This window comes from Seonamhaeicola aphaedonensis, from assembly GCF_003386195.1.
Lineage (GTDB): Bacteria > Bacteroidota > Bacteroidia > Flavobacteriales > Flavobacteriaceae > Seonamhaeicola > Seonamhaeicola aphaedonensis.
In genome coordinates this window covers 91,535-103,242 of sequence record NZ_QRDX01000010.1, presented here as the reverse complement: position 1 = coordinate 103,242, position 11,708 = coordinate 91,535, and the positions used below count along the sequence as shown (strand labels likewise).

10 protein-coding genes are annotated in these 11,708 nt (G+C 32.5%); 3 read left to right on the top strand and 7 right to left on the bottom strand.

Annotated elements, in window-relative coordinates; all coding sequences use genetic code 11:
• Positions 1–136: 136 nt before the first annotated feature.
• Positions 137–1,303 carry a vWA domain-containing protein gene (locus DFQ02_RS14560; protein WP_116525181.1) on the bottom strand — a complete coding sequence of 389 codons (1,167 nt, stop codon included), beginning with the start codon at positions 1,301–1,303 and terminating at the stop codon, positions 137–139.
• 244 nt (positions 1,304–1,547) lie between these two features.
• Here DFQ02_RS14560 and DFQ02_RS14555 point away from each other — a divergent pair, with 244 nt between their 5' ends.
• The 3 genes from DFQ02_RS14555 to DFQ02_RS14545 are packed head-to-tail and all read left to right on the top strand — an operon-like array spanning position 1,548 to position 4,994.
• The gene (locus DFQ02_RS14555; RefSeq protein WP_116525180.1) at positions 1,548–3,713 is read left to right on the top strand and encodes a histidine kinase; all 2,166 of its coding nucleotides are present in this window, start codon (positions 1,548–1,550) and stop codon (positions 3,711–3,713) included.
• Positions 3,714–4,448, top strand: coding sequence for a LytR/AlgR family response regulator transcription factor (locus tag DFQ02_RS14550; RefSeq protein WP_116525179.1), 735 nt, complete (start codon positions 3,714–3,716; stop codon positions 4,446–4,448).
• Between the two features lie 33 nt (positions 4,449–4,481).
• Positions 4,482–4,994: a gamma carbonic anhydrase family protein gene (locus DFQ02_RS14545; protein WP_116525178.1), complete on the top strand. Its 513-nt coding sequence runs from the start codon at positions 4,482–4,484 to the stop codon at positions 4,992–4,994.
• Between the two features lie 75 nt (positions 4,995–5,069).
• Here DFQ02_RS14545 and murI read toward each other — a convergent pair whose 3' ends face one another.
• From murI to porG, 6 genes are all read right to left on the bottom strand, one after another.
• On the bottom strand, positions 5,070–5,864 hold the full coding sequence (gene murI, locus DFQ02_RS14540) for a glutamate racemase (protein ID WP_116525177.1): 795 nt from the start codon (positions 5,862–5,864) through the stop codon (positions 5,070–5,072).
• 70 nt (positions 5,865–5,934) lie between these two features.
• Positions 5,935–6,441, bottom strand: coding sequence for an OmpH family outer membrane protein (locus tag DFQ02_RS14535; protein WP_116525176.1), 507 nt, complete (start codon positions 6,439–6,441; stop codon positions 5,935–5,937).
• A gap of 29 nt (positions 6,442–6,470) precedes the next feature.
• On the bottom strand, positions 6,471–7,487 hold the full coding sequence (locus tag DFQ02_RS14530) for an OmpH family outer membrane protein (protein WP_116525175.1): 1,017 nt from the start codon (positions 7,485–7,487) through the stop codon (positions 6,471–6,473).
• Between the two features lie 124 nt (positions 7,488–7,611).
• On the bottom strand, positions 7,612–10,287 hold the full coding sequence (locus tag DFQ02_RS14525) for a BamA/OMP85 family outer membrane protein (RefSeq protein ID WP_116525174.1): 2,676 nt from the start codon (positions 10,285–10,287) through the stop codon (positions 7,612–7,614).
• Positions 10,220–10,960, bottom strand: a complete 741-nt coding sequence (locus DFQ02_RS14520; protein ID WP_116525173.1) for an isoprenyl transferase — start codon at positions 10,958–10,960, stop codon at positions 10,220–10,222. Before DFQ02_RS14520 ends, DFQ02_RS14525 begins: the two co-directional genes overlap by 68 nt.
• A complete protein-coding gene (gene porG, locus DFQ02_RS14515) occupies positions 10,961–11,650 on the bottom strand; it encodes a type IX secretion system protein PorG (protein WP_116525172.1) in 690 nt (229 codons plus the stop codon).
• Positions 11,651–11,708: the final 58 nt, after the last annotated feature.

Genomic DNA, 11,708 nt, shown 5'->3' with positions numbered 1-11,708 from the left:
ATTTACTAATGGAGGGTTTCATCAGTTTACATTAGGCTATAACTTTAGTTGTAGGCGTTCAAGATATGATTGTAACTGTCCTGCAGTAAATTATTAAAATAACAAACAAGGCCCGTTCAAAACGAGCCTTGTTAATTTAATCCCAGGTATATTGTTTCTTTTTAGCTTGTTCTTTTATGGATTTGGTCATGGCGTTTTCCAAGCCGTTGTTGTTTTTAGTTTTGGTGTTATCAGATATATACTTAGTGCGTTTTGTATTTAATTCTTGAATTTGCTTCTGAATGTTTTCTCTTTCTAATTTCTTTTTAATAACATAAGCTTTTATTTCTGCGTCCGATTTTCCTTTAAGTTCATTGGGCAGAGCTTCTTCTTTTAAGTCTTCAATGACTACTTCTTCATTTTCAACAGCATCTACTAAATCCCATGATGAATTTTTGTAAAAATGAGAACTCTTGCTCACAGATCGTTTTACAGCATTGGCATTACCATAGCTAATAGCATTGGTGTCTTGCATAGCTTGTTCCGCTGCTTTAGCTCTACCTTTTGTACCATAGCCAATATAGGTTTTATTTAATTGTTGATTCAGAATTAAAATCTCATAATCATACGGAGAGGCTATATGAACTGTTCTTTGGTTGTGGTTTATAGCCATGTAATCACCATTGGTTAATTTGGCGCCATCTTTCCAGAAAGTTGAAATACCTTGATTATGATTACCACAGAAAATGGTATTTATCGTAACATCTTTTTCATTGGCATTTACGGCGGCATCCTTATAGTTTACATGCCCTTGTGTAAAAGGTTCGTTACCTGCAATAAAAATAAGTTTTAAATCATCTGGATTGTTGCCCCAATTTAATTGATTTAAAGAGGTTTGAATAACTTGTCCACAATATTCGTTACCACCATTAGTGGTTAAGGAGAAAAGTTCTTTAGAGATATCATCTAAATCATCACTAAATGGAAGTACTTGCCTTATAAAGCCTTCGTCACCATTAAGTCTGTCGTTACCATATTCATATAATGCAATTTTTAAATTAGGTTTTTCATTTCTGCATTTGGCATAAGATAGTTCATTAACAATATCCCAAAGTTGAGCTTTTGCCTGATCTATTAGTCCATCCATGCTATTACTGGTATCCAATAAAAGAGCTACCTTTATATATTGTTTGTTAGGGTTTGGGTGAATAAACGTTTTATCTACTTCAACCAAATTTAGATTTGGTTTTTTACTGTTGGCGTTACAGACCATAAATCCTGTAATTGCTAAACTCAAAATGAGTGTTTTAAAATGTGATTTCATAAGATTTATTTTTTGATTGAATGAATTAATAATCTCCCGCTTTGGGCTGTTATTGATTTAGTAAATCTATATCCAAAGTTTTTATAAAAAAAAGGGCAATGAGTAAAGCCTCTAAATGAATGAGTGAGGGCTTACTATGAATAGGTAAACATTGCTTTTTTGCCAATATAAAAGCCGAAAAATGGTTTAGCCTATTTTATTAAATCAATATAAGTGCGTAAGTTTATCTACAATAAAAGTATACATGCGCAAAGCCATAACATTTATTGGTATTTTATATTTGTTTTTCAACACCTTTGAGTTGTTGGGTCAGGTTGGTTTGGATCCAAATTCATCAAAATTTATGGTTAGAGGAAAGGTTGTTGATAGTGAAACCCAAGACCCTATTGCTAATGTAAATATTGAAATTAATGGAGGCGCTTATACAACCACAGATATATTTGGCGAGTTTCGGGTTGAGGCAAAAAAGGGCGATGAACTTACCATTAGACATAAAGATTTTGAAACCATTTTTTACACCATACAAAGTAACGAACGTATTTTGGTTAAGGTAGAACCTGACTTACAAGATAAATTTGCTACTAAACGCTCAAATAAGTCAGAGTCCCCTCAGTTTAATCATTACATAGATTCTGCCGAAGTTTATTTGAAAAAAGATGCTAAAAAGAGTATTCAATTTGTGATTGATGCCATAGAACTTAGTAACTCTAAAAAAGAAAATGCCGAAGCATATGAGGTTTTAGGTGATATAAATATGTTTTGGAAACAGTATGATTTAGCAGTGTCAAATTATACAACAAGTTTACGAGATAATAACACAAATCAAGTCAATCTAAAACTAGCATTGGCTTATAAAGAGAATAAAAATTACCAGGAAAGCATACAGCAGTATAATGATATTAATAAGAAAAGTTTATCTAATTATCAATTAGTTACATTATACGAAGGGTTAGGGGATGTTTATAAAGCAATTCAAAAATATGACCTTGCCATTCAATCGTATCAGGAAGGATTAAAGCTAGCACAGAAACATTTAATCACTCCTAAAACAACCGATTTAAACTCTAAAATAGCTGAAGTCTACAATCAAAAGGGAGAAGTGAGAGAAGCACAAAATTTCTTCACAAGTTCTTTGCGCCTTGCCGAAGGAGAGAATAAAAAAAGGGCTGTAGAGGAAAAGCTAAAAGTGGCTGATTTTGAAAATAAAAACCTTAACTACTCAAATGAAATCACACTTAGAAAACAAGCTTTAGAGTATATTATCGATATTCAGTTAGATTCTGTTTTAGGTAACGACAGTCCTTTAACTACACAAAAGCAGAATTATAAAATAGGGAAAGCTTATGCCTTTCAAAAAGATATACCAAATGCCATTAAATACCTAGAAAAAAGTATAGAAGAAGCAGATGACAGAGAGGATTTAATTGTTAAAAAAGATGCCACACGTGGGTTGTCTGAAGTTTATAGAGATGCGGGTCAATATGATAAGGCATTGATGGCATACCAAAGTTATGTTGATATTGTTGATAAAATTTATTTGTTGAAGGAGCAAGAGATTTCTCAAGCTACTAAGTTTGGTAAAGATCTTGCTGTTAAACAGAATAGGATAAACAGTTTAGAAAGCCAAAAAGATTTGGCAGATACCAAATATCAACTAAATAAAGAACAAACTAAAAGGCAAAAACTACTTATTTATTCGCTTTTTGGAGGTGTTTTATTGCTTTTAGTTGGAGCTTTTTTAATGTTTAAATACATTAGGCAGCAACGTTTAGCAAATAATTTATTGGCATTAAAATCATTACGAAGTCAAATGAATCCGCACTTTATTTTTAATGCATTAAACTCCGTAAATAGTTTTATTGCCTCAAATGATGAGCGTAAGGCCAATAAATATCTATCCGATTTTTCATTATTAATGCGTGCTGTTTTAGAAAACAGTGAAGAAGATTTTATTCCGTTAGAAAAAGAAATAGAATTGATTCAACTTTACACTAAATTGGAACATTTTAGGTTTAAAGACAGATTTGATTATAATATTAAAATTGATGAAAATGTCAATATAACAGACTTCGTAATTCCACCTATGTTGCTACAGCCTTATATTGAAAATGCGGTATGGCATGGGTTACGTTATAAAAAAAGCAAGGGATATTTAGAGATTATTATTGTACAAACAAAACCTAATGAAATTAGTATTACTATTACTGATGATGGTATTGGCAGAAAACGTTCTAAAGAAATAAAAACCCAGCATCAAAAAAAGCAAAACTCTAAAGGAATGGGTAATATTAAAAAACGCGTATCTATTTTAAACGATATGTACAAAGATAAAGTTGATGTTTTTGTAGCTGATTTAAAAGATACCGAAGATGCTGGAACTAAAGTTGTAGTAACGCTAAAAAAGGATTAAATGAAACTAAATGCAATTATAGTAGAGGACGAGCAAACCAGTAGGGATATTTTAATAAATTACTTAAAAAAGTATTGCCCCAATGTGACCATTTTGGGAGAAGCTGCTAATGTTGATCAAGCTTTGGTTTTAATAAGAAATAATGATTTAGATCTTGTTTTTTTAGATGTAGAGATGCCCTATGGTAATGCTTTTGATTTATTGGATAAAGTTGGTGAAATAGATTTTGAAACTGTGTTCGTTACTGCATATAATCATTATGCTATGGATGCGTTAAATGCCCATGCCTCCTATTATTTAATGAAGCCTATTTCAATAGACGAACTTATTAAAGCCGTGGATTATGTAACCGAAATAAAAACAAAAGAGAACGCTTTACATGATCAGGTTTTGGTGTCTAAAACAAATGGTGTGAATGGGAAAATAACCATTCCACAATTAGACGGATTTGAAGTTTTAAACACCTCAGATATTCTCTATTGTAAAGCCGACGATAATTACACCGAAATCTATTTAAACAATAATAAAAAGAAGTTGGTAAGTAAAACGCTTAAGTACTTTGAAGATGCCTTAAATGATTCTAGTTTTGCTCGTGTTCATAAATCGTATTTGGTTAATGTAAATGAGGTAGTAAAATATGTAAAAGGTAAAGGCGGTAGTGTGGTTTTGAGTAATGGAAAAGAAATTATGGTTTCAGCCTCTAAAAAATCAGATTTATTGACGTTCTTTAAATGATGAAAAACAATAACTATTAAAAAATTAGTTTAAATGCCAGTAATATTACCAGTAAACGAAAAAATGCCCCAAATACCAGACGATTGTTTTGTAGCTGAAAATGCTACTATTGTAGGTGATGTTGTTATGGGTTCTCAATGCAGTATTTGGTTTAGCGCGGTTGTTCGTGGAGATGTACATTACATAAAAATGGGAAACAAAGTAAACGTGCAAGACGGTGCCGTAATTCATGCTACTTACAAAACAGCGCCAACAAATATTGGTAATAATGTCTCCATTGGGCATAATGCTTTGGTGCATGGTTGTACTATTCATGATAACGTTTTAGTTGGTATGGGAAGTATTATTATGGATGGTTGTGTAGTTGAAAGTAATAGTATAATAGCTGCTGGTGCGGTACTTACTCAAAACACAAGAGTAGAAGCTGGCAGCATTTACGCAGGAGTTCCCGCAAAAAAAATAAAGGATATTAGTGAAGAGCTAATAGCAGGTCAAATAGATAGAATAGCTAATAATTATATAAAATACTCTAGTTGGTTTAAATAAAAATATCTGTCATCCTAAACTTGTTTCAGAATCTTATTTAATGCTGCTTTTTAGTTAGTAATTTTAGTAATAAGTTTAAAAATCTAAATATTCTATCTTAAATCTATTTTCTAAAAGTTCTTGCATCACTTTTGGATTTCCGTTCGTATAAAATTCGATTTTAGTTCTGGTAGTTATAGGGATTGAATTTTCAGTATTCAATAAATCGTTTTGTTCTAAAATAGCTTTGGTTTGTCGCGCAACAGCTTCACCAGAGTCAATTATTTTTACATACTTTGGTAATAATTCAATTAAAATAGGGCTTAAATATGGGTAATGTGTACAACCCAAAACTAAATAATCAACATTAGCAAGAATCATTGGCTTTAAATAAACTCTTAGTAGTGATTTCATTTCCTCAGAATAAAGTTTGCCACTTTCAATTAAATCTACTATCCCATCACCATCTTGTTCTATAACGGTTACGCTATTGGCAAACTTTCCAGAGGTTTCAGAAAACAGTTTACTGCTTAACGTGCCTTTGGTGGCTAAAATACCAACAGCATTGGTTTTGGTTTGTAAAGCTGCTGGTTTAATAGCAGGTTCAATACCAATAAATGGTACGTTATAGTTTGCTCTTAAATAATCAATAGCGTTTGTGGTAGCAGTATTACAGGCTACTACGATAAGTTTACAACCTTTTTCTAGAAGTAATTCTGTATTTTTGATACATAAATCTACAATGGCTTCTTTTCCTTTTGGGCCATAAGGGGCATTAATACTATCTGCTAAGTAAATGGTGTTTTCGTTGGGTAAAAGATTATGAATTTCGCTCCAAATAGAGGTTCCACCAACACCAGAATCAAAAATACCAATAGGTTGTTTGTTCATAATTTAACAAAAATAAAAAAGCTGCTTTTTAAAAAGCAGCTTTAAAGTAAGTTATTTACGTTCAGGTAAATTAAATACCTAGTTCTTTTTTTACGTCATCCAGTAAGTTTTTACCATCTGCTAAAATAGTTACACCTTGTGCAGAATCAAGAACATAATCAAAACCTTGAGCTCTACCAACCTTTAAAATGGCAGCTTTAGCTCTTTCAGTGATAGGCTGTAACAAATCAATTTCTTTTTTTCTAATATTTTGTGCAGCATCAGCTTGGAACTGTTGAATATTTTGTTGCATACCTTGAATTTCTTGCATTCTTTTTGCATTCTCTTCATCAGTCTTAGTTGGGCCTTCTGCTTCATATTGTTTTGCTTTGTTTTGAAACTCAGTTACAGACGCTTGATAATCTGTCTCGTAGGTTTTTTGTAAAGCTTGTATTTCTTTTTGGGCCGCTTTCATCTCTGGCATTGCAGCAATTAGTTCTTGAGTATTTATATGGGCAACTTTACTTTGTGCTTGTGAAAAACTAATACTCCCTATGCATACTGCCGTTGCTAATAAAATAGTTTTTAAATGTTTCATTTTTAAATAGTTAAATGTGTTATAAATTATTACTTGTTATTGTTAATACTATCTCTAATTCTTTTTCTTTCCTCTAAAGCCTTTTGCCTTTCCTCTAATATTTTTTTCTTTTTATCCTCTAAAGCTTTCATTCTAGCTTCCCGTTCTGCCAATTTTTTTAACCTGTTTTCTTCAATTAGTTGCTCTCTAGTTTTAGCTTCTGCTTTTTCTTCAGTTTGTGTTTTTGCATCTGTTGCGCTTTCCTCTACTTTATCAGTGGTCTGATTTCTAGCATCCAATTTAGCTTGCCTTGCTTTTTCACGATCTTCTAATATTTTCTGACGTCTAGCCTCGGCTTCTTTTACCTTAGCCTCACGTGCCGCTAGTTTTTTCTGTCTAGCTTCTTCAATGGCACTTTCTCGTGCTTTCTTCTTCTCCTCTAGTGCTTTTTCTCTGGCTTCTTGCTCTAGGTTTATTTCTGGAACCAGATTTTCGGCTTCAGCTGCTTTACGTTCTGCTTTAGATTGTGCCTGAGTTCTTTTAGCTGTTCTGGTGATACTTCTTATCACGGTTTCACTTAAATCATATTGCCTTGCAGAAAAAAGCATGTTGTTGGAATCGGATGATTTATCAAAAATAAAGTCATATTTCCTGCTTGTGGCAATATCTTGAACAGCGGCAAAAATTTGATCTAGAACAGGTTTTGTTAATTGGCTTTGTTGAACGTATAAGTCACCGTTAGGACCAAATCGTTTTTGTTGATAATCTAAGATCTCCTTTTCTTCAAAATAAATATCTTCTTCACGTTCTTCAATTAACTCTTTGGTTAAAAGTGCTTTTTCATTGCTTAAGTCTTGACGCTTTTGTTCAATAGCATTTAACTTAACTTCAATTTCATTTTTCCATTTATCAGCCTTTTGGTTTAATTGATTAACAGCTTCTTGATATTCAGGAACACTTTCTAATATATATTCAGTATCGATGTAAGCAACCCTTACCCCACGTTGTGCATGTAATGATAAACTTAATAAAACTAGTGTCAGTAAAAAAAGAACTTTGTTTTGCATACTGTAATATTTTAATTTTCTCACTTAATCTTCAAAATTAACGAATTTTAATCTTAAAAATTTTAAATCTCACACAAAACATCAAACAGTTATTAGAAAATATCGTGCCAAAATAATTTTCATCTTAAAATTGTTGTCCAATTATGAAGTGGGTTTCCCAGCCGTGTTTCTCTGTAGTGCCTGGCAATGGGTCAAAACCGTGACCAAAATCGATACCTAATAAACCAAACGCTGGCATGAAAATTCTAACGCCCATACCTGCAGATCTATTTACATTAAATGGGTTATAATCTTTAAAGCTATTCCATGAATTGCCAGCCTCTAAAAATGCCAAACCGTAAATTTTAGCCGATGCTTTCAATGTTACAGGATATCTAAGCTCTAATGAGAATTTATTGTATATGGTGGCGCCATCATTAAAAACTTGACCTGTACTTTTATCATAAGGAGCAAGGGATTGATTTGGGTAACCGCGTAATTGAATAGCTTCTCTACCATCTAAACTAAATTGACCTAGACCATCACCTCCAACAAAAAATCTTTCAAAAGGAATGGCTCCTCTGTCATTATTGTAAGCTCCTAAGAAACCAAACTCTACAAGGGGTCTTAAAACTAAGTTTTTTGCTATTTCATTGTACCAATCGCCTTTAAAGTTTATCTTATAGAACTCTAACCATTTAAAGCGTTCTTGGTCAATCTCAGAGATTCTGTCTCTAGCATTTTGTACTTGAGAGGGTGTGCTATTTACATTTTGAGTAATACTTTCATTAAGATCACGCTCTTCTCTTAAAGCAGTATAATCTACACCATTAACAGTTGAGTAAGGGAATGAAAATTTAGCTGTAATTGAAAAATTAGAACCACCCGTTGGGAAAATAGGATCGAACCTAGTGTTGTTTCTAGTCAAACCTATTGTATATGATAGGTTGTTAGAATAACCATCTCCAAAAGTAAATAAACCAGTGTTATAATTATTCAAATCATAACGCTGGTAACCAATGGCATTAGATAATGTAAAATAATTGTCTGGTACCGATAAGCGTTTTGCTAACCCAAAGGTAATTCCAGTTATGTTAAAACTTCTACTTCTGTCCGCTCTTCTATTAATAAAATCAAATAAAAATTGTTTGGTATGCGATATAGAGGTTGAAAATTGAACAGGTTTTTTACCGCCTAACCACGGTTCTGAAAACTGAAAACTATAAGTTTGGAAGAATCTACTGGCTTGCAAACGTAATGCTAAGCGTTGTCCGTCTCCCATTGGAACAGGTTTATAAGCCTCTTTATTGAAAATGTTTTTCATAGAGAAGTTATTAAAAGATAAACCAAGTGTGCCAATAAAGCCACCTCCACCATAACCCCCTTGTAATTCAATTTGGCTAGAGCCTGTTTCTTTAACTGAGTATTCCATATCTATGGTACCCTCAACAGGGTTAGGGTTGTTAAAGTTTGGTGATATCTCTTGGGCATCAAAAAAACCTAATTGACCAAGTTCTCTAACTGTTCTTACAACCTCGGCTTTACTGTATAGTTGACCTGGACGCGTTTTTAGTTCTCTGTAAATAACATGATCATTGGTTCTTTCATTTCCAACAACAGAAACACTATTAAAATATGCTGGTTTCCCTTCAGTTATTCTAATCTCCATGTCAATAACATTATTATCGGCGCTAACTTCTACTTGTCTTATGGTTGAAAACAAATAGCCATTGTTTTGATAAGCATTAGTAATGTCATTAGCATCTGGTTTAGAATTGTCAGCAATACGTTCTTGAAGCAAAACACCATTGTAAGTATCACCTTTTTTAATTCTGAGAATGTTGTTTAGTTGTTTATCTGTATAAACGGTATTGCCAATAAATTTAATGTCTCCAAAGGTATAAAGGTCTCCTTCTGTAACGTTAATATTTATAGATATGGTTTTGTCATTATTGTAAATAATAGAATCTGACACTATGCGGGCATCTCTATAACCATGTTCTTTAAATTTATCAACAACACTAGATAAATCTGCTTGATAAGCAGAATCTACAAACTTAGAGCGTTTTAGAATACGTAAACGATTAATTTTTTTTGTGCTTTTCATGGCTTTTCTAAGCTTTTTGTCGCTTATCATTTCATTACCATTAAACACAATGTCTTTAATCTTTACTTTTTCACCTTTGTCTATATTTAATACCATATTAACTCTGGCTGTCTTCAAAGAGTCTTTAACCTCTATGGTATTGATATGAACTTTGGTATTTAGAAATCCTTCTTTTTTATACTTTCGTGTTAAGAAATTTTTGGTATTAGTTATAAGGTTTTCAGTGACTTTGGTGCCTTTTTTTAGTTTGTTGTCCTCAACAATACCTTCAATTTTACCTTTTTTCACACCATTTACCTTTAATTCATTTAATTGAGGTAAATCCTCTAACCGTATTTGTAGATACGCAATGTTATTTTCAATATTAGTAACATAAACTTCAATATTGTTGAATAGTTTAGTGCCCCATAGTTTTTTAATGGCATTCCCTATTTCTTCTCCTGGAATATTAATTTCTTGATCTTTTTTTAGGCCAGAAAAATTAATGATAGTTTGTTCTCCAAAACTGGAGTTTCCTAAAACAGAAATACCGCCAATGGTGTATTTTTTATTAGTATTTAAACTCTGAGCTTGTATATTAAAGCAACTTACTGTCATAAGTAAAATTGCAAAACAAAACTTTATGAAGGTTTTATATGGTGAAATGTTAGTTAAGTTGCTCACTTGTTTTCCCAAATCGTCTCTCTCTTTTTTGATATTCAATAATAGCTTCATACAAATGCTCCTTTGTGAAATCTGGCCAAAGCACATTTGTAAAATATAATTCTGCATAGGCTATTTGCCAGAGCAAAAAATTACTAATACGTTGTTCTCCGCTAGTTCTAATTAGCAAGTCTACATTTGGTAAATTTTGCGTGTAAAGATGCTCATTTATAATTGATTCATCAATATTTTCGGGCGAAATTATATTATTTTTAACTTTAATACTAATCTCTTTAACAGTATTTATTAATTCTTCTCTAGAGCCATAGCTTAATGCTAAGGTTAAAGTTATCCTATTGTTAGTTTTTGTTTTATTTATAACCTCAGTGAGTTCCTTAAAAACCATAGCTGGGAGCAATTTTAAGTTTCCTATGGCGTTTAGTTTAATGTTATTGTCTTGAAGTGTTTTTATTTCTTTTCTAAGCGAAGAAATTAACAATTTCATCAAAGTTTGAACCTCTAACCTAGGGCGATTCCAATTTTCAGTTGAAAAGGCATAAAGTGTTAAGTTTTTAACACCTAATTCGGCACAGGCCTCAACGGTTCTCTTGACAGATTTAGCACCGTTTTCGTGACCAATAGCTCTTAACCTGCCTCGTTGTTTAGCCCAACGCCCATTACCATCCATAATTATGGCTATGTGTTCAGGAAGTTTCTTGTTTAATATGCGTTCTCTTAAGTCCATTTATTCATTTACACAGTAACAAGGGTTCTCACCAAAGGTATAAGTTAGGGTTATACCAGAAAACATGTACCAATCGTTATTATTGATGTTGCCAAAACTATATTCTGCTCTCCGATTGGCATCAGGAATACTGCCGTCTAATTCATCAGAGAATGTATAGCGAGCTCCTACTTCTATACCTAAAACGATATTGTCAATAAATGTTGTTTTAAAACCAAGTGTCATTGGGATACCATAAGCCCAACTTGAGGTGTTTTCTTGGGTTTGAACACCGTTTAAAAAGTAATGGTTATCATGTTTAGCTACTGTAATTCCTGTATGTAAATAAGGGGTGCTTATTTTTCTTTCGGAGTGTAAGTTAAATTCAGTAAAAGTAAATTCCATACCAACAGAAGCCTCCATGATATTACTGGAAAACTCATATCCTCTTTGAATGCGTCTAGGATCATCTGAATTAATATCTATGCCTTCTAAAGTAGTAAAAATTAGTGATGCCCTGTAGGAGTGTCTTCGGCTTCTGTTCCATTTGTAGATGCCTCCTATTGCTAATTGATTTGGCGAAATATAATCAGTAGCACCAACATCTCCAATAAAATTACTACCACCAAGATATAAGCCTAATTCATTGATTTGAGCAAAGGTTAATTGAACAAAAAAAATACTTAATACTAATACGCTTAAATGCCTCATAGGGGTTTAAAAGTTTGCAAATATAATAAATAAGATTAGCCTGATGTAATTGTATTAG